Raw genomic sequence first — 20,041 nt, 5'->3', positions numbered from 1 at the left:
CCAAAATCCAAAATTCTTTACGGCATTCGTCGAATGATGATGGGGAATTTTGAATTGTAAGCTCCGCCTCCCTCACCTATGGCAATGGTTTTACCGTCGGGGCTGAATGCGGTACTTGTAGGATAAAGTTGGTCGTAATTTTGAGGGTTGTTGGCGGCTTCAACTAAGGTTTTTATAGCTTTTCCGGTTGTTAAATCCCATATTGTTACTGCACCATCTAATGTGGTTGTGACAATGGTTTTGCTATCGTTTCCTAAAGTTGCAGAGGTAACTCCTTCGATGTCGGATACCCCAAAGCGATTTACTAGTTTACCTGTACTTAAATCCCAAACGTTGATTTTTGGATCTGTGGAGTTGACAAGATATTTTCCGTCGGGAGTAAAGCCGATAAAGCTAATAAGGTTGTCGTTTCCCTTGATATTACTAATTAATTTTCCCGTTTCTATATTCCATAACTTAACTGTTTTGTCGGAATCGTCTTGAAGTGAACCACCACCGCTAGCAAGAGTTTTTCCGTCTGGGCTAACTGCAACCGAACGCACGGGGCTGGTATGCCCTGTTAAAGTACGCTTTCGTATACCTTTATCTACATCCCAAAATATAATTGTTTTGTCGTAACTACCGCTGACAAGAGTTTTACCATCTGGGGTTATTGCCAGGGAAGTCACTCCTAAAGTATGTCCTTTGAGGGTGCGAAGTAATTTTTTGGTTTTCATATCCCATACCTTAACTACCTTACTGGTATTAGGTTCTGCCGTTCCTCCAGCAGTGAAAAACAGTTTTCCATCGGGACTAATAACAACGTCATTTACCCCGTCTTTATGTCCATCAAGGGTACTAATCAGTTTACCATTATTCAGGTTCCAGACTTTTACGGTGTGGTCATAACTACCGCTGACTAAAGTTTGCCCATCTGGACTAAAATCTAAAGCTTCGATAGTCCATATGTGCCCCTGTAAAGTAAAAGCAGGTTTGGATTGTGAAGATGCTGTATTTGATCGCGGTGCGGTTTGAGCAAAAGTGCGATTTAATTGACTTCCACCGATAATAACTGCGACTGCTGCAACCGAAGCTATAAAGCTTTTGTGAAAAAATTGTTTGTGAATCATCCGAATTGTTACAATTGCGTTTATTTACTTAGCTTTTATTACATTAACTATACATATATACACAATCAATCAAAAAAAAGATGAAAATTTAGGGTTATTCCTCCTCGATAGTAGAAGATAGAAGATAATTCATATTAATAAATAAGTGATTATTTTTTGAGCAAAAAAAATGTGACACCTATATTCTAGGATGAATTGGTTTTATACAGCTTAAATATCATAAAAAAAGACTTGAAATCAAAGTTTTGCAATTTATAATTATCAACGCCCAATGCCCAATGCCCAATTATCAATTCCTAATTCATATTGGTTGACACTTTTAAAAAAACATCGTGTTATTGCTGTTATTCGTGCCCACAAAAAAAACTTGGCTCGAAAAATGGCTTTAGCAGTCGCATCTGCTGGGATGCATTTGATAGAAATAACTTGGAATACTCCCGAAGTTGCCGAGTTAATTGAACAACTACGTGTGGAATTACCTGACTGTATTATCGGCACGGGTACGCTGTTAAATCTACAACAAATGCAACAGGCTGTAAATGCAGGAGCGCAATTCCTTTTTACTCCCCACGTTGACTTAGCAATAATTCAAGCGGCTGTTAAGCAAAAGGTGCCAGTTATACCGGGAGCGCTAACTCCAACTGAAATTGTTACAGCTTTCATTAATGGTGCAAGCTGCGTCAAAGTATTTCCCATCCAAGCAGTTGGTGGCGCTGAATACATCAAAAGTTTGCAGGCTCCTTTAGGACAAATTCCCTTGATTCCAACCGGAGGTGTAACTGTAGAAAACGCAGTTGAATTTCTCAGAGCAGGTGCGATCGCTATTGGGTTGAGCAGCGAGTTGTTTCCCAAACATATGATTCTGTCTGAAGATTGGGATTTAATAACTCGACGGGCAGAAATATTACTCGAAAATATAAATTAAGATAGAAATAGAGATATTCATAGCTTGTGACAGAAATCAGTTGTTAAATACAGCTATAAAAGAAAATAAGCAATAAACAACTATATTTGAGACTTTTTACCATGAAATCATTAATTAAACCTCAGTATATTCGCTGTTTAAAAGTTTTAGTAGCAGGAATAACACTCTCGGCTAGTTTTGTCAGTCTTCCTACAAGTAAGGCTTTAGCGAATCAAAAAGTTAACCAAAAAGTTAGACAACTCAAGAATTCCAATAAACGCTGGATTCAAGTAGATTTATCAGAGCAAAGATTAATTACTTGGGAAGGGAATAAACCTGTTTTTGGGGTTATTGTTTCCACTGGCAAAAAATCAACTCCTACACCCACTGGCGTTTTTAATATTTATACAAAATTAGTCAAAACTCGAATGAAAGGTGAAGATTACGATATTCCTAATGTTCCCCATACTATGTATTATCAGGGTGGTTATGGAATTCACGGCGCATTCTGGCATAACAATTTTGGTACCCCAGTTAGTCACGGTTGCGTAAATGTAGCGCCAAATCATGCCAAAAAAATATTTAATTGGGCATCGGTAGGAACAACAGTAGTTGTGCAACGTTAGGAAATTATCAAATAATATAGGACTTACGCAATCGCAACGAGAAATTAGGCATTCCAAACGTTCAGATCCCCCCAACCCCCCTTAGTAAGGGGGGCTTTGCGTCTATAATAGTTGACACAAACTCGGTATCTTCAAGATGTCGGGTTTATTTGTTTAAAAAGATAATTAGATGAAAAATACTGCGGCTAGGGATGCTCATCTCACAAAAATGTATTTATTTCAAGTAAAATGAATTTTAATTAACTGTTCGTTAAATTTATTAAAAGCTTCAGAGAAGACATTAATTAGATAACAACAAAATTTATATTAAAAAGTAATTTAATTATTTAGAGCAAGTATGACAAGCTGTCTTTTGTGAAAGAGATTTTGGATTTGATACTATATTCTTCTGTTTAATTACTTACTAAAAACAGAGGTTTATAAATTGAAGTTAAATTATTATCAATCTAGTTTGTCTATCATCAGTATCGTTTTAACTCCGTTAGCAGCTTTTGCGGAAGTTAATCCAGAATCAATTACAAAAACTGAAAATAATATTATAGAATTAAGTATAGAAGATGACATAATATAAAAAAGCAATTTAGTTAAAAAATTAATTCAGTCAAAGCAATTAACTAAAACTCAACAACAATCTAAAAAAAACGCAGCCATTTCTACTTCTGCTGCTGACTTAGATATAAATAAACTAGATTTGAATCAACCAAACTTACATAAATTTCCTAAGTCTTTCCCCAATCAATTATTAACTGAAAATTCAAACAGTAACAAATTAATAGCAGATAGCAACCATAATAGTGACCCCAATAAATGGTCTGGTTCCCGCCCCGACGGACACGCACCGATTGGAGTGATGGGAGATCATGCTCATAAAAAAGGAGAATTTATGTTCTCTTACCGCTATATGTTTATGAATATGGATGGTAATCGCGACGGTACAAATAGTCTTAGCGATCGCGAAGTTTTGCAGGATTTTATGGTAACGCCCGTAGATATGACCATGCAAATGCATATGCTTGGAGGGATGTACGGTGTTAGTGACAATTTGACTCTGATGGCAATGTTGCCTTATGTTTCCAAGGAAATGGAACATCTTACCCGTATGGGTGGACGCTTCACAACAAATTCTGAAGGATTCGGGGATATCAAAACTACAGCGCTATATACAATTTTTAATCAAGATAAACAGCGGGTACATTTAAACCTTGGAGCTAGTTTTCCTACGGGTTCAATTAACGAAAAAGACGACACTCCAGCAGGTGAAGATCAAATTCTTCCCTATCCAATGCAAATAGGTTCGGGTACTTTTGATTTGTTACCGGGAATAACTTACTTAGGTCAATCTGGAAAGGGTTCTTGGGGAGCGCAAGCTTTAACAACATTGAGATTGGGCAAAAATGATCGCGGGTATCGTTTGGGGAATAAATATCAACTTTCGGGTTGGGTTGCTCGTAATTGGACGGATTGGTTGAGTACTTCTTTACGATTAATAGGAACAACTTGGGGAGATATTGACGGTGCTGACGATCGCCTAAATCCGATGATGATTCCTACCGCAGATCCAGATTTAAGAAACGGTACTCAAATTAATTTAGGTTTCGGCATTAATTTGTATGCTCCTGAAGGTAATTTACAAGGTTCTCGTTTAGCGATGGAATTTGAATTACCTATTTTGCGGGATTTAGATGTGCCACAATTAGAAACTGATTGGCAGTTTACACTTGGGTTGCAATCGTCGTTTTAACTGCTCGCGATCGATTCGTTTTCCCGCAACCGTTGGGAGAGGTAGCAATACTACGTCTCTACAATCGGTAAAAATTGATTGATCGTTGGTAATTGATTAATCAACTTGAATCTCATCTAATTTATTAATAACCACATCCGCATCTCGAACATTATCCGACTTACCAATCCAAGTAATACCAATACAGCCAGCGGCTTTTGCACTGCTTGCCATTTGCATATCAGCAACGGAATCTCCTACCATCAACGTAGCGCTTGGCTCTACTTGCAATTTTTCGCAAGCTTGCAAAAATAAAGCTGGATCTGGTTTAAAAATATTACCGTCTACTCCCATTTCTAAGTTTATATAGTCACCCAGTTGATGAACTTGTACAAACTGATTTACTTCTGGGGTTGTCGCTGCTGAAAGTATACCCAGCTTTAATCCTGCTTGCGAGAGCTTTTGCAATATTTCTGAACTACCTGCAAATAAAGGTGAAGGAGAATCACCCAGATATTTATCTGCTTCATCTAAACTTTTACTGGCTATATTTAACGATTCAATCCAACCTCTACCCGTTTCTGCAATATAAGCTGCCGCTGCTATTTCTGTTTCCCGACGACTTGCTACAGCCATTAATCCCGCAGCATCTAAAGTATCACCATTGACACCAAATGCCATTAATAAAGGTTCGCCAATACCCGGTATTTGCGCGTCTATAATTCTGGCTGCTTTTTGGGCAAAGTTACGTAAATTTACCTCTGAGTCTTCCAAAGTACCGTTTTTATCAAATAAAATTGCTTGTATATTAGAAAAAGTTTTATCTTTACATTTAATATTTACCAAGAGATGCTACCCCATTCAATTTTATATTTTAGATTATATCCTTACGGACACGCTCCGAAGACTGGATTTTGGATTAATGCTTGAGTTATTCTACTATTTTATCTGGTTTATGAATCAGAATAATAAATATTTTTTATCCACAGCAATATGATAGGAAATAATAAAATGTACGCGATACATCTATACTGATTATTATCGATATTTAACGGGGAGTTTTTTTATGTATGTCAGCGAACTATTTAATATTGCGAATCTTTTTGTTTTACCTTTTTGGGCATTGATGATTTTTCTGCCAAAGTTGAAAGTTACGCAACGAGTAATGCAATCGTATATTCCATTTATACCTTTAGCTGGACTATATTTATATTTATTTATTAGCAGCGTTACACCCGAAAATGCAGAAGCTTTATCAAACCCCCAATTAGCAGATATAGCTCGATTTTTTGGCGATGAAACTGCTGCTGCAACTGGATGGATTCATTTCTTGGTGATGGATTTATTTGTGGGACGCTATATATATTTAGCTGGTGTTAAAACAAATGTTTGGACTTTTCATTCCCTCGCACTTTGCTTATTTGCGGGACCATTAGGTTTACTTTCTCACATTTTGACCTACTGGATTTCTCAAAGATTATTTTCTAAAGAATCAATAGAAAATACAGCAGATACAATATCACCTACTAGTACCTAAAAATTGTACTTTTACATTGTATATTGCTTTGTTTTCTATTCTATTCCCACTGTTCCCTGTTCCCTATTCCCCATTCCCTTTCTTTTTACATTGCTTTGTATTCTATTCTATTCCCACTGTTCCCCATTCCCTATTGCCCATTCCCTTTCTTTTAATCCCGCCACAATGCAATACCACCTAATAACCCAAAAATATTAGGAATAACTTTTACGTTAGCGGATAAATCTAAATTGATGTTTTCTGCTTCACCTCCACCAATATATAGATAATCATAGTTAAACAAATGTTGTAAATAATCTATAGCTTTCTGCAAACGTTTATTCCATTTTTCAGCGCCAATTTTTTCTAAAGCAGCACGCCCTAATTGTTCTTCGTAAGTTTCACTTTTACGAAAACGATGATGTCCCATTTCCAGATTCGGAACCAATTTACCATTTACAAATAAAGCGGAACCAAATCCCGTTCCTAAAGTAATTACCAGTTCGACACCTTCGCCATAAATTGCAGCTAAACCCTGCATATCTGCATCATTGACTACTTTGACGGGCTTTTTGAGCAGCACAGACAAAGCTGTTGCTAAATCAAAATCGATCCAATCTGGATGTAAATTAACCGCAGTATTGGTTATTCCATTTCGCACCACACCAGGAAATCCAACCGAAACCCGTTCAAATTCACCTGCCATTCCAGCCAACTCTAAAATCGCTTCAATCACTAATTTTTTAGAAGCAGGTTGGGGTGTTTCTACCCGCAATTTCTTGGTTAAAGGATTTCCATTAACATCCAAAACCATTACTTTTACACCACTGCCACCAATATCAATCGATAATGTACGGATATTTTCGTTAGATTCCACAGATTCCACTAAAATTTCTCCCAAACTTAAAAAGCAATCTCCAATTTTAATTTTCTTATTTATAGGTAAAGTACAGGTTAAGGGAGAGGGATGGGGTGAAGAGGAGACAAGGGGAGATATATATATTATTAACTCATCACTCCTAACTCTAACTTTCAATCCAAAATCCGTCGATGCTTAGTTTTGGGGGAAGAACATCTACACCCTAAACTTTCCGCAAAATCTAAAATCCAAAATTCAACTGATTGATTTGTTACTCTAGAATAATGGCAGTAATCTGTGCTTAAAAAAGAAATTCTCTATTAAAAGTAATAGAAGAGATGATAAGTATGACAAATTCGGGAGATAAAATTAGTCGTTGTTATAGCCAGGAAGACGTACAGCAGATTTTGCAGTTGGCGATCGCACGTCAAGTTGATGATGATAAGGAGTTTTCTCACGAGGTGCTTCTGGAAATCGCTGCGGAGTTGGATATTTCCCCGGAAAGTCTTAATTTAGCAGAAGCAGATTGGGCAACGAAACAGGGCGAAATTCAGCACAGACAAGCATTTAACCTGCATCGTCAAAGAAGATTCAAAAAGCGTGCTGGTAATTTCGCGATTGTTAATACTTTTTTACTATCGATGGATTTGCTTACGGGTGGAGGTATTAACTGGGCGCTTTACATTTTACTCTTCTGGGGTTTGTTTGTCGGCTTAGATGGCTGGAATACTTTTCAAATGAAAGGTGAAGAATATGAAGCAGCTTTTCAAAGATGGTATCGCAAGAATCAATTAAAACGTTCTGTTGATAATATTGTCAGTAAGTTTATAAAATTTACTTCTAGATAAATCTTGTCTAAAATTACGAGTTGCTAATTGATTGCTGCTCAATATGCCGATTAATTTTATAGCAATTTTTATTCATTAATTTAAAAACTTAAAACTCAAAAACTTGATATGATTTAATATATCGAGTTTCTGAGTTTAAGATTCGGTATTAATTAAAGTTTGCTATGAAACGATTAGTAAAAAACTCTAAAAAGATGGTTAGCTGTGAAGTAGAAACTACGCTTAAAATCATCGGAGGGCGTTGGAAAGTATTGATTATTAGAGAATTACTATTAGGTGTAAGACGCTTTGGAGAATTAGAGCGTGCTTTGCCTGGAATTACCCAAAAAATGCTAACCCAACAATTAAGAGAAATGGAACAAGATGGAATCGTACATCGCAAAGTTTATGCTGAAGTTCCCCCAAAAGTAGAATATTCGCTAACTTCTTTAGGAGAAAGTTTGCAACCAATTCTCAACGCAATGCATGAATGGGGAGCGAAGCAGTTATCAGTGAGCAGTGAGCAGTGAGCAGTTATTAGTTACCAGAAAAATATTATCTTTTTGAAATTTGAATACTATATTTAGTGCTATTTAATAATGCGATTATTAATTATTAAAGAGTTCTATTTTGAACGTGATAACTGCTAACTGTTCACTGTTAACTGTTCAAATACTCAATTGCTGCTTCTAACTTGGAAGGATAGCTTTGAGCAAAAGTTTCAAACCACATTCCTTCGGTAGATAATGGTTCTAATTTATTTAACCATTCTTGAGCTTGAACTTTTAACGCTTCTAACTGTTTTGCTTTAATTTGTTCTTGTCGAATTCTTTCTTCTTCAAGTTTTTGCTGTTTTTGTTGTTCTTCTAATAATTTTTTTTCTTCAACATCTTGTTTAACTTCAGCCAATATATTATCGATTACATCTCCTTTAGATGATGATGATGTAAAAAGGGAGGAAGATGGAGATGAGTCAAGCTTTACTTTCTTTACTTTTTTAACCTTCTTCGCTTCCTCTGTTTTCTCTACTGGGGAATTAGCCGATTGCTGATATTCAGCTTGAAGTTCGGACAATATTTTATCGATGGAATCCATTTGTTTAATTGTGATTAATGGCAATAACTAATCAATAATTGCATTTAGCAACACTTCTGAAAGGCTGTAGTCTTCCATATCATCCATTGTAATTGTGTCACAGATATCAAACTTGGCTCCAGCACTTTGCATTTCGTCATCCAAGACTTTGAGAAAGCGAGTTGCATGAGGATCGGTTCCAACTTGAATAAAAGAAATTGCCAATTCTTCATCTTTATCCATGCGACGAGAAGTTTCGATAATTACTTTCATTACCGCTTTCCTGTCGTCGGGTTCACCATCGGTAATTACTAAAATTGTCTCACCATTTTCCTTTGTTTCACCCGCAGCTTTACGCTGAAAATAATTTTCTGTAGCGTGTTTCAATACCGAAGCCAAATCGGTTGTTCCGGAGGGATCGTTTTCTTGAAAAATCTGCATAACTTTCTTGGATGTAACATTTTCGTATCTTTTGAATCGTCCAGAAAATGTATAAAGAGTAATACCATCTGGATCGAATTGCTCGCATTTACTCGCTAAAGCAAAAGTTGATTCTTCTGCTGCAACCCATCTGGTTCTACCACCTTTTTGGTCGGGGGTTGCCATGCTACCACTTTTATCGATAATTAAGGTATAGTCGCGATTTTCTAACATTTATTAATTTTCCTGTAATTAATTTATTTTGGTTCATCCGTACAAGCGGATGCTAATTAAACATCTAAAAAAAAGGGAACGGGGAACAGGTAATGGGAAACGGAACAAAAAGAAGTTATGAATAAATAAATTTGTTTTAAAAATACATGAATACTTAGATAATAAGCTTTCTAAGAATTTTTGTACAATTCTTAGCATACTTAGAACTGAAGAACTTTCATTTATTAGTATTAACTTTTTCCCTATTGCCTGTTCCCTATTCCCTAATTAATCAGTAATTGCATTGGTTAATATCTCAGTAAGACTCATATCTTCCATCTCATCGAAAGTTACGGTGTCGCAAATATCAAACTTTGCACCAATTGATTCCATTTGATCGTCTAAAGCTTTGAGAAATTTCATTGCTTCAGCATCTCTACCAACTTGAACAAGGGATATTCCTAATTCTTCATCTTTTTCCATCTGCTGAGAAGCCTTAACAATTACTTCAAAAACCGCTTTCCTGTTGTCAGGTTCACCATCAGTTACAACTATAATTGTTTCCCCATTGGCTTTGGTTTGACCTGCTGCTTTACGTTTAAAATAATTATCTGTAGCATCTTTAAGAACACCTGCTAAATTAGTAGTACCCGCAGGATCGTTTTCCATAAATATTTGCGCGACTTTATCTGAAGTCACATCGTCAAAACGCTTAAATTTACCAGAAAACAGATAAACCGTCATCCCATCTGGGTCTAATTTTTCACATTTTCTAGCCAAAGCAAGAGTAGATTCTTGCATTATTTCCCATCTACTTTTACCACTTGCTTGGTCGGGTGTTGACATACTACCGCTTTTATCAATAATTAACGTGTAGTCGCGATTTTCTAACATGAGTTAATTCTCCTATAAGTTAATTGATTTATTTATTAGTATTACCCATTAGCCATTACCCATTACCTAATCAGTAATTGCATTAGTTAATATCTCTGCAAGACTCATATCTTCCATATCATCGAAAGTTACAGTGTCGCAAATATCAAATTTTGCACCAATTGATTCCATTTGGTCATCTAAAGCTTTCAGAAATTTTGTTGCTTGAGTGTCACTACCAACTTGAACAATAGAGATTCCTAATTCCTCATCTTTTTCCATCTGACGGGAAGCATTAACAATTACCTCAAAAACTGCTTTTCTATCGTCAGGTTCACCATCAGTTACAACTAAAATTGTTTCCCCGTTGGCTTTAGTTTGACCTGCTGCTTTCCGCTTAAAATAATTGTCAGTAGCATCTTTGAGAACACCTGCTAAATTCGTAGTGCCCGCAGGATCGTTTTCCATAAATATTTGCGCGACTTTATCTGAAGTCACGTCGTCAAAACGCTTAAATTTGCCGGAAAACAGGTAAACAGTCATGCCATCGGGATCGAACTGCTCGCACTTTCTGGCTAAAGCAAGGGTAGATTCTTGCATTATCTCCCATCTGTTTTTGCCACCAGCTTGATCGTTCGTTGACATACTACCGCTTTTATCAATAATTAACGTATAGTCGCGCTCTTGAATCATTTTATTAGCCTTTTAATTTTGAATACGCTACTAGTTTAGCTTTTGATTTTTGACAACGCATCTAATGCAAATGCTTTGTAATAATCATTTAATTAATTTATTGACTATCCGAGAGTCAAGTAGCTCAATTTACAATTAATAGATATTTTGGAGACACTTAAATTACAAACCATCTGCGTAATCTGCGTAAAAACCCAACTGATTAGCAACCGGACGTTCGCGCATTGGTAGTTTAGTATGAATCGGTGCATTTAGCAGCTTTGGTTTATTATTCTTTGACATTACTAAAGTGGTTGAACCCCCACCATCTAAATTCAAAGCTGTATATGCGCCCAAACCTTGAACAATTTGTGTCAACTCCGCAATCGTAGCTCCTTCGCTATAAAGTGGCTGTTTCCCATCTATAGCAATCAGCCGTCATAATATTTCCTTGTTTATTAATTGCAACAGCCACCCGTGGATAAGGTTTATCTGGCTCGGAGTCCCATTTTACTGGTTTACCATTTTTAATAAACACATCTTTACCCGCAACACCTTGAAACGTATTTTTAGGACAATCTCCAGTGTCTAAAATTTGGGCGCGGTTGTTTAGAGAAATGCATAAAACTCCCCATTTCGGATCGGCTTTTGAGTAATGCTTTCCATTAGAAATTGCTTGCCCTATAAAATAAGTGATATCTCCAGTATGAGGATAATAATCCCAAGGAGTGTTTTCGCGGAAAGGATGGAAATAATTAGCATTCACAGCTAATTGAAGTTTAAATTTTTGCAAAAATTGCGAAGTCGTTTGCGCCCTTGTATTATTTTTATCAATAGCCTGCGGTGGAGTTACCAGCACTTTCACCCCCGGTACTGATAAATCGATATTTATAATGTGGGCGATTACCGGACGTGCTGTCAAACCAAATTTACGTTTGTAGACAATACCTTTAAATAATTTCTCTTCTAAATCAGTTTGAGATGGACGCGAAAAACATCCCCAGCCATAAAGTATTAGCGGTAATAATACTAGAAAACCAGTTACTGTTATGAAAATAAATCGGTTTAAATATGGAAATTGGCTTTGATTTGTAGGACTATTCATTGGAAGAGAAAACGGGGAATGGGGAACAGGGAATGTTTTAAAAGTACTAAACTAAACTCTACCTGGCGGCTGTAAGTCGCGGCTACACAAGCAAAACCCACCTCCGTGGGTTTAAAAGATACTAGTACACGCAGGTGGACAATGCGAGGTGTAGTAGCGGTTTTAACTTTTAAAACATCCTCTGATAATTGATAATATGAATTCTGAAAATCTTAATTTTTGCAATCAAAATTTACGAAACCGTTCTTTTAAAGGTCAAAATCTGAATGGTGCTAATTTCAGTTCTTCAGATATTCGCGGTTGCGATTTTAGTCATACTTCATTGCGAGGAGCTAACTTTGAGAATGTTAAAGCAGGTCAGACAACTAAAACTTTTTTATCTTTAATTGCTGTCGCTTTTATCACAACTATCATAGTCTTTCATGCAGTTATTCAAATGATATTTGGAGTCATAGAAAGAACCCCAGAAAGTCCAGTTTGGGTATACGGTATTGCTTTATCTATGAGTTTAGCTATGGCCGGTATAGCTTGCACTGCGATGAGTTTAGCTAAGAAAAAAACTATTTTAAAACGTATTACTACAATTATTTCCGGTGCAACTTCAGGAGCAATTTTAGGATTTTTCTATGGTGGAACTGCCGCTGGTGGAAAAAATCCCCAAGTAGCAATTACATCTGCTGTTATTGGAGCATTAATAATGGCAATTAGCAGCTTTTACTTTAAAAAAGGATTTATCCCAATTACTTTATCTGTAGCAGGTACAATTTACAGTTATGGATTTGCTTTTTTAGCAGGAACAAGAGCAATTGCTTTTTTAAGTACTCAAAATCTTATATGGGGATTTATTTTAAGTTTTTTATCACTAACTTACATTGGATTAACTCTCATTTCCCTTTGCTATACCATAAAAAAAATTACTAATTATTCAGTAACATCCTTCAGACGTTCCGATCTCACAAATGCTAGCTTCAACAACGCAAAATTAGGATTTAGCAATTTTACTAATGCAGTCAAGAGTTAGGAGTGAAGAACATTTCAGGTTAAAGGTTAAAGTTTAAAGTTTAAAATTCTTCTTGTCTCCTTTCTTCTCAATGCCCAATGCCCAATTACCAATTACTAATTACCTATTACCTATTACCTATTTAAACAGTTTGCTTGACTGCTTCTTGAGGCATGATAAATGGTTGAGCGGAATTTAATACAGCCTCTAATAACCCTGGAAATAATTCTTCTAAATCTTCAGTTCGCAGGGTGTTTATGTGCTGAGTTCCTTCTTTTCTGGTTAATACTAAACCTGACTCTCGCAATATTTTAAAGTGATTGGACATTGTTGACTTCGCGATCGCAAAATCAAAGTCCCCGCAGCATTGCTCTTTCTTCGTCGCTAACTGTCGGACAATCTCTAATCTAACCGGGTCCCCTAATGCATAAAGCACTCCCGCTAAAGATATATTTTTTTGCTCTGGGTGATAAAGAAATCTCATTGTTGCAGGTTATCTTAAAAAGGTCTATATTTTAATTATTCGGTTTTATCGAACTATAGAAATAATATTAATAGGAGGACAAGTATGTCATCCATTACAAATGTAACAGAAGCCACCTTTAAGCAAGAAGTCCTTGAAAGCAAAGTTCCGGTACTGGTAGACTTCTGGGCACCTTGGTGCGGTCCTTGTCGGATGCTTGCTCCGGTAGTAGATGAAGTCGCCCTTGAATACGAAGGACAGGTAAAAGTGGTGAAATTAAACACTGACCAAAATCCTACTGTTGCCAGTCACTATGGCATTCGCAGCATTCCAACGATGATAGTATTTAAAGGCGGTCGGCAAGTCGATACGGTTGTAGGCGCAGTACCAAAAACAACCTTGAGTAAAACTTTAACACAGTATCTCTAACCTAGAAAGAGTTACAAATTAGAAGTTAGGTGTTAAGAAATATTGCGTAGGTTGAAAAGTAAAATCGAAAAACTGTTTTGATTTGCTCTTTAATTAATTTTGGAAAATCATAGACTTACACCTCTCTCCTAAATAAAAGGAGAGAGGCTTTGACGATAAAATATTATTTTTGGTGAGGTAAAGATGATATTTTTGCATAGTCGGCGGCATAATCTTTAAATGTATGAACGGTAAATTAATTGTCTTTGAAGGGGTAGAAGGTTCCGGTAAAACTACGCAAATGCAGCTTTGTAGTGAATGGCTGCAAAGTTTAAGTATACCTGTTGTGACAACTCGCGAACCGGGGGGAACTCAACTGGGATTGCATCTTCGTTCTTTATTGTTGGAAAGCAGTAAAGATAAAGCAATAAGCGCCACAACAGAATTATTATTGTACGCCGCCGATCGCTCTCAACACGTAGAACAAGAACTACTTCCGAATCTAGAAGCGGGAAAAATAATATTGTGCGATCGCTATATTGATTCGACGATAGCCTATCAAGGTTACGGTCGCAATTTAGACATAAATTTGATCGATCAACTTAACTCTATTGCCACATCTGGATTGAAAAGTGACTTAACCTTGTGGTTAGATTTAGACGTTGAGCAAGGAATGGCACGCAAGCAAAAAACCGGCGAAAAAGCAGATAGAATCGAACAAGAAAAAATAGAATTTCATCGTCGGGTGCAGAAGGGGTATAAGGAGCAAGCAGCTTTATCTTCAGAACGAAATTTTAGAATAGAAGCTAGTTTAAATAAAGAAGACGTGCAAAAGCAAATTCAGCAAATATTAAATTCTAAATTGGAAGAATGGGGAATTGGGAATTGGGAATTGGGAATTGGGAATTGAAAAATAGAATATCTACACAAACAAAACCCACCTTTGTGGGTTATTTTATATATAAAAATTAAAAGCAATTAGTCCACGCAGGTGGACTTTGCCTGTATAGGCGCCCAGCGTACCGTGTTAACTAATAATTGATAACTGATCCCTGATAACTGCTCACTGAAAATGGATTTCTTTGCACCGCTCATAGGGCAAACCCAAGCTGTAGAATTACTTTCATCAGCTGTTGCAAAAGATAGAATTGCACCGGCATATTTGTTTGTGGGTTCTCCTGGAATTGGACGAAGTTTAACAGCAAAATGCTTTTTAGAATTGCTATTTAGTCAAAAGAATAAAGATATTAATGTTGTTAAAAGCAAAATAGAAAAAAGGAATCATCCCGATTTACTTTGGGTAGAGCCAAGCTATCAACATCAGGGTAAATTATTCAGTGCTAAAGAAGCCGCAGAAAAAGGTTTAAAGCGCAAAGCACCACCGATAACTCGTTTAGAACAAATTCGCGAAATAACGGAATTTCTCAGTCGTCCACCTTTGGAAGCGCCGAGAAATATAGTAGTGTTGGAACAAGCTGAAACTATGGCGGAATCGGCTGCAAATGCTTTACTTAAAACCTTGGAAGAACCTGGCAGAGCAACGTTAATTTTGATTGCACCAACACCCGATTCTATCTTGACAACATTGGTTTCTCGATGTCAAAAAATTCCTTTTTACTGTTTAGATACAGCCGCAATTTCTCAAGTATTAACATTCTCGGGACACAGTGAAATATTGAATCATCCTACAGTTTTGAATATAGCAGCAGGAAGTCCGGGAAAAGCAATTGAAGCTTACGAACAAATGCAAAATATTCCCTTGGATTTATTACGTTCCTGTACTCAAGCACCTAAAAGTTACCGCTCTGCATTAGAATTAGCAAAACAAGTTGATAAAACTTTAGACAACGAAGCACAGTTGTGGTTAGTTGATTATTTGCAACAGTCATATTGGCAAAATTGGCGACAACCAAGCATTATTCAACAGCTTGAAAAAACTCGTAAAGCATTACTTTGTTACGCACAACCGCGTTTAGTTTGGGAATGTATGTTTTTGTCGTTGGTTGTTAGTTGATCGTAGGTTGGGTTAGACGCACAAAATGATTTAATTATTAACCGATCAATAAATTTCGCGTCGTAACCCAACATAAGTAGGTGAACGTAATTAAATATAAGACAAAACCTCACCCTGCCTACGGTTTCCCTCTCCTTCCACCAGGAGAGGGATTGAGGGTAAGGTTTTATATTTAATTTTACCCAGTTACTTAGCTTAAGTGATGTGATTGAACGCAAGCTACAAAATCTACTGCCGTTGATAATAAGCAGCCAGTTACTGCAAGCATTGGTGAAGTTATTCCTCCCCAATCTGGTAGTTGTAAAGAATTAAGGGCACGAGGCATCAAAAATATTAACGTTGCAGTTAACCCGTGGGCTAAGAAGAAGGATAGGGATGATGATGGGATTGCTTGTGAATCAAAGTAAAAATATCTTCCAACTAAAGATAGATTTTGCAGAATTTGACAATAGCTCATTTACTTTTATCTGGTTTGATGCATAGTCACAGAATATTTGCTTATATTTAGAAAGTGACTGTGAACATGAGGTGATGGGTATGGGAATCAAAGATAGGTTTTTTAGAAAATCGAAACAGGAATCCGATCGAGCCGAAAATCCACCAACTATAGATATCCAACCATTACCCCCAGATGAAACACCCTTGGAAGCGAAAAAGGGATTTATGAAACAAATGTGGAATAAGTTTCGTAAAGACTCGCATTCTGATCAAACAGTAAATATAGAAGTAGAAGCTAAAACAGAAATTTCACCAGATATTAAACCAATCGATCCAGAAATAGAAACTGAAACTAATAAAGAAGTTAATCTAAAGAATAAATTGCAGTCGATTATACAAAATGTATTTAAAAAAGATACGGATACTTCTGCTGAATTGCCAAATCAAAATACAATTGAAGAAGTGAAACCGCAAGTTGTTAGCGAACAACCTGTAAAAACGAATGCAAAAACAAGTTCTAATAAAATAAAGAAGTTATTTAGTCAGTTAACTCAGAAAGAAAAAGAAGCAGCAAAAACAGAAGAAGTTATTGAAGAAGTAGAAGAAAGATTAGAAACTACCAGCAATTCCGGTAAAATCAAAAATATATTTAAGAAACTGGTTAAATCTGTAAAACCGCAGAATATTCAGAAAGATATTCAGAAAATAACCGAAAAATTACCATCAATGAATCGAGGCCCTATTAAAGAAATTTGGCCTAAAATTCAATCATTATTCCAAATGGTTTTAGATCCCAAAGCCGCTTGGACATCCAAAGCATTAGCAATAGGTTCCTTACTTTATCTAATCTCTCCCTTCGATGCGATTCCCGATGTAATTCCCGTATTAGGGCTTACAGATGATGCAGCAGTGATTCTTTCCGTTGTCTCTACTTTAGCTGTGGAGGTAAGTAAATATGCCAAGCAATCAGCCAACAAAGGAATTGAAGTTGCAGAAGAATTAGCCGATATCGAAGTGCGGAAATATAACCGTATCGTCAGAATTACATTAACAGGTAGTATCATCGCTGCAATATTGGCGATCGCCGTAAAAATAATCCTTAAACACATCTAATGGAGAACTATTTCAATTTATACAGCATCTTCCGATTAGGGCTGTTCGCAATCACCTTTTTCGGAACAGCTCAGCTAATCATAAATTTGCTGCGCTACAAGCCCTATTATGACCAACTTCCCAAACCTATAAAAGGATTTTTATTTACTACAGGGGGAGCTTTAATAGAAAGGAAATTTAAACAGCATAAACACGATTTTGTGGTAAACGGCATACTTTTAGCCGTTTTAATTTGTTTGAATATAATATTATGGTTCTTCGCGTGATAGTTGTTAGCTGTTAGTTGATAGTTATTAGTTGTTCACTGCTAACTGCTAACTGTTCACTGCTCAATACCTAATTCTTTCAACTTAGCGAGTAATTCTTCTACTCGTTGCTGTGCTGCTGCTTGCAGCTCTGCTATTTTTGCTCTTTCTTCCGCTGTAGAAACCAGTGGTTTATCTTGAGTTAAATACACGATGGTGCGTTACGGCTAAAACAGCATTGTCTTTATCCCGATTCACATTTTCGTGCCGATCTGTACTAGGCTGTTGACTTTGATAGAATTTCTCGGTTTTTATTCATACAAGTTTTATGCCGGTAGCAACCATAATCTTTCTCCCTCACCCCACCCTGAAGGGCACCCCTCTCCAGGAGAAGCGCAGAGGAAAAGGGGGAGAGGGCATTATCTTGAACACCAACGCATTTTTTGCCTGATTTTTTGCGGCTAAAAAAGTACAGAATCAACACCCCAGTAACACACCCTACAATCCAAAATCCAAAATCCAAAATCTAAAATCTAAAATCTAAAATCTAAAATCTAAAATCCATACTGTGGTATATATAAAATACGGTATCCCTACCAACAAACCGTAGATTAGTTACAGAGGATTTTTTTACAGTGGGCATAGTAGTTGAAAGCGCGTGCAAACAGTTTGGCAGTTTTAAAGCGGTTGATAATGTCAGCTTGGAAATCAAAAGCGGCTCGCTGGTGGCTTTATTAGGACCTTCTGGTTCGGGAAAGTCTACTCTGTTAAGACTAATTGCGGGTTTGGAAATGCCAGACAGTGGCAAAATTTTGTTGACTGGTAAGGATGCCACATATCAAAGCGTGCAAGAGCGAAACATTGGTTTTGTGTTTCAGCATTACGCTTTGTTCAAGCATATGACTGTGCGGAAAAATATTGCTTTTGGCTTAGAAATTCGTAAAGAATCGAAAGCTAAAGTTAAAGCCAGAGTTGATGAATTATTAGATTTAGTGCAATTAAGGGGACTCGGTGAGAGATATCCATCCCAACTTTCCGGGGGGCAAAGACAAAGAGTTGCATTAGCCAGAGCTTTAGCGGTAGAACCAAAAGTATTGCTGTTAGACGAACCCTTCGGAGCGCTTGATGCCAGAGTTCGTAAAGATTTACGCGCTTGGTTACGAAAATTACATGATGAAGTTCACGTTACCACGGTATTTGTCACGCACGATCAAGAAGAAGCGATGGAAGTCTCCGACGAAATTGTCGTGATGAATAAAGGGCAAGTAGAGCAGATTGGTACGCCAGCACAAATTTACGATCACCCCGCTACAGCGTTTGTAATGAGTTTTATCGGCCCGGTGAACGTGTTACCAAGTACCTCGCGAATATTCCAAAGTAACGGATTTGATTCTCCACAATCGGAAATGTTTTTGCGTCCCCAAGATGTGATTGTTGAAACTTCCCCGAATGGTACAACAGTTCCCGCTAGAGTGAGTAGATTAATACATTTGGGTTGGGAAATTCAAGCCGAATTAACCTTAGATGACGGACAAGTTGTTACCGCGCATTTGACTAGAGATAGATTTGATGAATTGAATTTGGAACCACAGCAACGGGTTTATGTGAAGCCCAAAGATGCTAAATCTTTTCCGCTTTATTATTCGATTTGATTTTATATTATATTTTTGACCTCTCTCCAAACCTCTCTCCTATGAGGAGAGAGGCTTTAAATCTTGCTAATTTTCATCGATGCTTAAACACATCTTACTCCCTTTCCCTTGCAGGGAAGGGGTTGGGGGTTAGGTCTTTATTTATCGGACTCAACTTAAAATGGCTGTATAAATCTTATTTGTACAAATCATATGTCTTTATTAACTGATTCTATGAACTACCAGTCCTTACTTCGTTGAAGGACTGGTTTCTACATCCAGCCCCGTAAAGGATGATTTTTGACGTTTCACACGACCTAGTTGCTTCATGCTTCCCGCAGTTTTACGAGTACTTAAAAACATAAATAGGTTGAAAAACAATGAAATTTACGCGCATTACAGTAAATCCAAATTAGATGAGTGGAGTTCCTTGTATTAGAGGATTACGAATTCCGGTTGCAACTGTTGTCGGAATGTTTGCTGAAGGAATGCGAGACGAACAAATAATGCAAGCTTTACCAGATTTGCACGCAGAAGATATTAAAGAAGCTCTGAGTTATGCGGCTGTAGTAGTTACCGAACGTGAATTACCTTTAATTGAAGCATGAAATTTTTAGTTGATAATGCTTTATCTCCTTTAATTGCTGATGGGTTAAGGGAAGCAGCTTACGATGCTATTCATGTCCATGAATACGAAATGCAAGCAGCTTCAGACAGTGAGATATTTGTCAGAGCAGTAGATGAAGACCGTATAATTACAGCAAATTGCAGATAAATGAGGTACACTAAATATGGTGCATTAATAATTAAA

At 36.9% G+C, this 20,041-nt stretch carries 26 protein-coding genes; 15 read left to right on the top strand and 11 right to left on the bottom strand.

All coding sequences use genetic code 11. The features are described from left to right. Positions 1 to 17 precede the first annotated feature (17 nt). Positions 18 to 1,109 carry a WD40 repeat domain-containing protein gene (locus ACM03V_RS18560; RefSeq protein WP_414622275.1) on the bottom strand — a complete coding sequence of 364 codons (1,092 nt, stop codon included), beginning with the start codon at positions 1,107 to 1,109 and terminating at the stop codon, positions 18 to 20. A 271-nt stretch (positions 1,110 to 1,380) separates the two neighbouring features. Here ACM03V_RS18560 and ACM03V_RS18555 point away from each other — a divergent pair, with 271 nt between their 5' ends. The 3 genes from ACM03V_RS18555 to ACM03V_RS18545 all read left to right on the top strand — a co-directional run bounded on the left by ACM03V_RS18555 (position 1,381) and on the right by ACM03V_RS18545 (position 4,380). Then, positions 1,381 to 2,034: a bifunctional 4-hydroxy-2-oxoglutarate aldolase/2-dehydro-3-deoxy-phosphogluconate aldolase gene (locus tag ACM03V_RS18555; protein ID WP_414622274.1), complete on the top strand. Its 654-nt coding sequence runs from the start codon at positions 1,381 to 1,383 to the stop codon at positions 2,032 to 2,034. Positions 2,035 to 2,135: 101 nt separating this feature from the next. Continuing rightward, on the top strand, positions 2,136 to 2,639 hold the full coding sequence (locus ACM03V_RS18550; RefSeq protein WP_414622273.1) for a L,D-transpeptidase: 504 nt from the start codon (positions 2,136 to 2,138) through the stop codon (positions 2,637 to 2,639). 691 nt (positions 2,640 to 3,330) lie between these two features. Further along, positions 3,331 to 4,380: a transporter gene (locus tag ACM03V_RS18545; RefSeq protein ID WP_414622272.1), complete on the top strand. Its 1,050-nt coding sequence runs from the start codon at positions 3,331 to 3,333 to the stop codon at positions 4,378 to 4,380. Between the two features lie 96 nt (positions 4,381 to 4,476). Here the strand turns inward: ACM03V_RS18545 and ACM03V_RS18540 are convergent, their stop codons facing one another. Next, on the bottom strand, positions 4,477 to 5,205 hold the full coding sequence (locus ACM03V_RS18540; protein WP_414622271.1) for an HAD family hydrolase: 729 nt from the start codon (positions 5,203 to 5,205) through the stop codon (positions 4,477 to 4,479). 220 nt (positions 5,206 to 5,425) lie between these two features. Here ACM03V_RS18540 and ACM03V_RS18535 point away from each other — a divergent pair, with 220 nt between their 5' ends. Beyond that, a complete protein-coding gene (locus ACM03V_RS18535) occupies positions 5,426 to 5,896 on the top strand; it encodes an ABA4-like family protein (protein ID WP_414622270.1) in 471 nt (156 codons plus the stop codon). A gap of 151 nt (positions 5,897 to 6,047) precedes the next feature. On the opposite strand, the gene ACM03V_RS18530 is transcribed toward ACM03V_RS18535, so the two are convergent. Next, a complete protein-coding gene (locus tag ACM03V_RS18530; RefSeq protein ID WP_414622269.1) occupies positions 6,048 to 6,761 on the bottom strand; it encodes an ROK family protein in 714 nt (237 codons plus the stop codon). 320 nt (positions 6,762 to 7,081) lie between these two features. On the opposite strand from ACM03V_RS18530, the gene ACM03V_RS18525 reads away from it, so the two are divergent. Then, entirely contained in the window at positions 7,082 to 7,582 is a 501-nt protein-coding gene (locus ACM03V_RS18525) for a 2TM domain-containing protein (RefSeq protein WP_414622268.1), read from the top strand. Positions 7,583 to 7,746: 164 nt separating this feature from the next. Then, positions 7,747 to 8,091, top strand: a complete 345-nt coding sequence (locus ACM03V_RS18520; RefSeq protein ID WP_414622267.1) for a winged helix-turn-helix transcriptional regulator — start codon at positions 7,747 to 7,749, stop codon at positions 8,089 to 8,091. Positions 8,092 to 8,221: 130 nt separating this feature from the next. On the opposite strand, the gene ACM03V_RS18515 is transcribed toward ACM03V_RS18520, so the two are convergent. From ACM03V_RS18515 to ACM03V_RS18490, 6 genes are all read right to left on the bottom strand, one after another. After that, positions 8,222 to 8,656: a salt stress protein, Slr1339 family gene (locus ACM03V_RS18515; protein WP_414622266.1), complete on the bottom strand. Its 435-nt coding sequence runs from the start codon at positions 8,654 to 8,656 to the stop codon at positions 8,222 to 8,224. A 27-nt stretch (positions 8,657 to 8,683) separates the two neighbouring features. Beyond that, a complete protein-coding gene (locus ACM03V_RS18510; RefSeq protein ID WP_414622265.1) occupies positions 8,684 to 9,289 on the bottom strand; it encodes a vWA domain-containing protein in 606 nt (201 codons plus the stop codon). Positions 9,290 to 9,556: 267 nt separating this feature from the next. After that, the gene (locus tag ACM03V_RS18505) at positions 9,557 to 10,162 is read right to left on the bottom strand and encodes a vWA domain-containing protein (protein ID WP_414622264.1); all 606 of its coding nucleotides are present in this window, start codon (positions 10,160 to 10,162) and stop codon (positions 9,557 to 9,559) included. Between the two features lie 66 nt (positions 10,163 to 10,228). Then, positions 10,229 to 10,834, bottom strand: coding sequence for a vWA domain-containing protein (locus ACM03V_RS18500; protein ID WP_414622263.1), 606 nt, complete (start codon positions 10,832 to 10,834; stop codon positions 10,229 to 10,231). 162 nt (positions 10,835 to 10,996) lie between these two features. Continuing rightward, positions 10,997 to 11,191, bottom strand: a complete 195-nt coding sequence (locus ACM03V_RS18495; RefSeq protein WP_414622262.1) for a phosphodiester glycosidase family protein — start codon at positions 11,189 to 11,191, stop codon at positions 10,997 to 10,999. Positions 11,192 to 11,213: 22 nt separating this feature from the next. Further along, positions 11,214 to 11,918 carry a phosphodiester glycosidase family protein gene (locus ACM03V_RS18490; protein ID WP_414622261.1) on the bottom strand — a complete coding sequence of 235 codons (705 nt, stop codon included), beginning with the start codon at positions 11,916 to 11,918 and terminating at the stop codon, positions 11,214 to 11,216. A 196-nt stretch (positions 11,919 to 12,114) separates the two neighbouring features. On the opposite strand from ACM03V_RS18490, the gene ACM03V_RS18485 reads away from it, so the two are divergent. Beyond that, entirely contained in the window at positions 12,115 to 12,939 is an 825-nt protein-coding gene (locus tag ACM03V_RS18485; RefSeq protein ID WP_414622260.1) for a pentapeptide repeat-containing protein, read from the top strand. 121 nt (positions 12,940 to 13,060) lie between these two features. Here ACM03V_RS18485 and ACM03V_RS18480 read toward each other — a convergent pair whose 3' ends face one another. Beyond that, the gene (locus ACM03V_RS18480) at positions 13,061 to 13,402 is read right to left on the bottom strand and encodes an ArsR/SmtB family transcription factor (protein ID WP_414622259.1); all 342 of its coding nucleotides are present in this window, start codon (positions 13,400 to 13,402) and stop codon (positions 13,061 to 13,063) included. Between the two features lie 66 nt (positions 13,403 to 13,468). Here ACM03V_RS18480 and trxA point away from each other — a divergent pair, with 66 nt between their 5' ends. From trxA to ACM03V_RS18455, 5 genes are all read left to right on the top strand, one after another. Further along, a complete protein-coding gene (gene trxA, locus ACM03V_RS18475; protein WP_414622360.1) occupies positions 13,469 to 13,810 on the top strand; it encodes a thioredoxin in 342 nt (113 codons plus the stop codon). Positions 13,811 to 14,033: 223 nt separating this feature from the next. Next, positions 14,034 to 14,699, top strand: a complete 666-nt coding sequence (gene tmk / locus ACM03V_RS18470; RefSeq protein WP_414622258.1) for a dTMP kinase — start codon at positions 14,034 to 14,036, stop codon at positions 14,697 to 14,699. Positions 14,700 to 14,861: 162 nt separating this feature from the next. After that, positions 14,862 to 15,803 carry a DNA polymerase III subunit delta' gene (locus ACM03V_RS18465; protein WP_414622257.1) on the top strand — a complete coding sequence of 314 codons (942 nt, stop codon included), beginning with the start codon at positions 14,862 to 14,864 and terminating at the stop codon, positions 15,801 to 15,803. Between the two features lie 266 nt (positions 15,804 to 16,069). After that, on the top strand, positions 16,070 to 16,210 hold the full coding sequence (locus ACM03V_RS18460) for an excalibur calcium-binding domain-containing protein (RefSeq protein ID WP_414622359.1): 141 nt from the start codon (positions 16,070 to 16,072) through the stop codon (positions 16,208 to 16,210). 130 nt (positions 16,211 to 16,340) lie between these two features. Next, positions 16,341 to 17,354, top strand: coding sequence for a YkvA family protein (locus tag ACM03V_RS18455; protein ID WP_414622256.1), 1,014 nt, complete (start codon positions 16,341 to 16,343; stop codon positions 17,352 to 17,354). A 322-nt stretch (positions 17,355 to 17,676) separates the two neighbouring features. On the opposite strand, the gene ACM03V_RS18450 is transcribed toward ACM03V_RS18455, so the two are convergent. Further along, positions 17,677 to 17,811 (bottom strand): hypothetical protein, encoded by a 135-nt coding sequence (locus ACM03V_RS18450; RefSeq protein ID WP_414622255.1) that lies wholly within the window; start codon positions 17,809 to 17,811, stop codon positions 17,677 to 17,679. 423 nt (positions 17,812 to 18,234) lie between these two features. On the opposite strand from ACM03V_RS18450, the gene ACM03V_RS18445 reads away from it, so the two are divergent. From ACM03V_RS18445 to ACM03V_RS18435, 3 genes are all read left to right on the top strand, one after another. Beyond that, positions 18,235 to 19,251 carry a sulfate/molybdate ABC transporter ATP-binding protein gene (locus ACM03V_RS18445; protein ID WP_414622254.1) on the top strand — a complete coding sequence of 339 codons (1,017 nt, stop codon included), beginning with the start codon at positions 18,235 to 18,237 and terminating at the stop codon, positions 19,249 to 19,251. A gap of 395 nt (positions 19,252 to 19,646) precedes the next feature. Then, positions 19,647 to 19,838, top strand: coding sequence for a DUF433 domain-containing protein (locus tag ACM03V_RS18440; RefSeq protein WP_414622253.1), 192 nt, complete (start codon positions 19,647 to 19,649; stop codon positions 19,836 to 19,838). After that, a complete protein-coding gene (locus ACM03V_RS18435) occupies positions 19,835 to 20,005 on the top strand; it encodes a DUF5615 family PIN-like protein (protein WP_414622252.1) in 171 nt (56 codons plus the stop codon). Before ACM03V_RS18440 ends, ACM03V_RS18435 begins: the two co-directional genes overlap by 4 nt. Positions 20,006 to 20,041: the final 36 nt, after the last annotated feature.

This window comes from Calothrix sp. CCY 0018, assembly GCF_963920925.1.
Taxonomy (GTDB): Bacteria; Cyanobacteriota; Cyanobacteriia; order Cyanobacteriales; family Nostocaceae; genus Rivularia.
The sequence above is the reverse complement of the archived record's forward strand: the minus strand, read 5'-3'. Positions and strand labels throughout refer to the sequence as shown.